Below are 1,492 nucleotides of genomic sequence, written 5' to 3' on the forward strand. Positions count from 1 at the left end.
CCGAGATGAAATAGGCGAGTTGGGCCTCCGGCAGAGCTGCGGACGCACCGGATCCTGCTTCGACTGTGAGGATGATCGGGTACCGCTTCGGGCGGTGGCCTGACCCGTGCTTCGACTGGCGTTGTTGCCTTGGCGTTGATCTGTCGGCCACTGCCTGGAGCGGACTTGCTGCCGCCGGGCAGGGGACGTGTCCCGATAGGGGCCTTCGCGACAGGCACCGTCACAGTCTTGACCGCCCCGGCCCGGCGACGGCCACCACCCGAGGCGATCAGGAGACAGGTGACCTTGTCCAGCATCACGCAGTCCACGGCCCCATGTCACGTCCCGGCCGACGCCGAGGAGGACATCCTGCTCGGCGTCGACACCCACAAGGACGTACACGCCGCGGCCGTCATCACCACGCTCGGCGCTGCCCTGGACGGCCGCAGCTTTCCGGCGACTGCGGAGGGATATCGTCAACTCCTCTCCTGGGCACGTTCGTTCGGCATGCTGCGGCGAGCTGGGGTCGAGTGCACCGGGTCCTACGGCGTGGGCCTGACGCGGCACCTGCGGGCCGAGGGCATCGAGGTGACCGAGGTCAACCAGCCCGACAAAGCCGCCCGGCGGCGCCACGGCAAGACCGACGCGATCGATGCCGAAGCCGCTGCACGCGCCGTGTTGTCCGGTCGCGCCACCGCCGCGGCGAAGACGAGCGACGGCCCGGTGGAGATGCTGCGGCTGTTCAAGCTGGCGAAGGGATCCGCGATCAAGTCCCGCACCCAGGCCATCAACCAGCTCAAGAGCGTTCTGGTCTGCGCCGATGCCGAACTTCGGGAGTGTCTCGCCCAGCTGAGCAACACAAAACTGTTCCAACAGTGCGCTCTACTCGCGGAGTCGGAGATCTCCGGGCCGGCAGGGGCCGCGCGTCACACCCTGAGGCTGCTGGCCCGCCGCATCCAGAACCTGACCGAGGAGATCAACGACCTCACCAAACGGATAGCAGAAGCGATCCGAGCAAGCACTCCGGGCCTGCTCGACGTCCACGGCGTCGGCCCGGATACCGCAGCAGCCCTGCTCATCTCGGCTGGCGACAACCCCGAACGCCTCGACAGCGAGGCGTCCTTCGCCGCTTTGTGCGGCACCAGCCCTGTCGAGGCGTCTTCCGGCAAAACCCAGCGCCGCAGACTCAACCGAGGCGGCGACCGCCAAGCCAACGCCGCCCTCTACCGGATCGTCCTCAGCCGCCTGCGCTGGGCGGGCCCTTCCCAGGACTACATGCGGCGGCGCCTCGCGGAGGGCAAGACCAAGCGCGAGATCATCCGCTGCCTCAAACGGTACGTCGCCCGAGAGATCTACCGGCTCATCGTCCCCGCAAACCCAGCGGCAGATCCCACAGGTCCAGCCCGAGACGCGACTTGACATCCATAGGGGCATCAACGCCGCCGCGGAGAGCTTCTGGGCCCTGCTCAAAGAAGAGATCGGCACCCGCGTCTGGCCCGACCGGGCCACCGCC

At 68.0% G+C, this 1,492-nt stretch carries 1 protein-coding gene; it reads left to right on the forward strand.

What is annotated here, in order from left to right; translation table 11 throughout:
* The first annotated feature begins 285 nt into the window (after nt 1–285).
* Nucleotides 286–1,398, forward strand: coding sequence for an IS110 family transposase (locus tag ACO1BR_RS44040; protein ID WP_426800740.1), 1,113 nt, complete (start codon nt 286–288; stop codon nt 1,396–1,398).
* Nucleotides 1,399–1,492: the final 94 nt, after the last annotated feature.

It is taken from the genome of Streptomyces sp. YGL11-2 (genome assembly GCF_050054615.1).
Classification (GTDB): Bacteria; Actinomycetota; Actinomycetes; order Streptomycetales; family Streptomycetaceae; genus Streptomyces.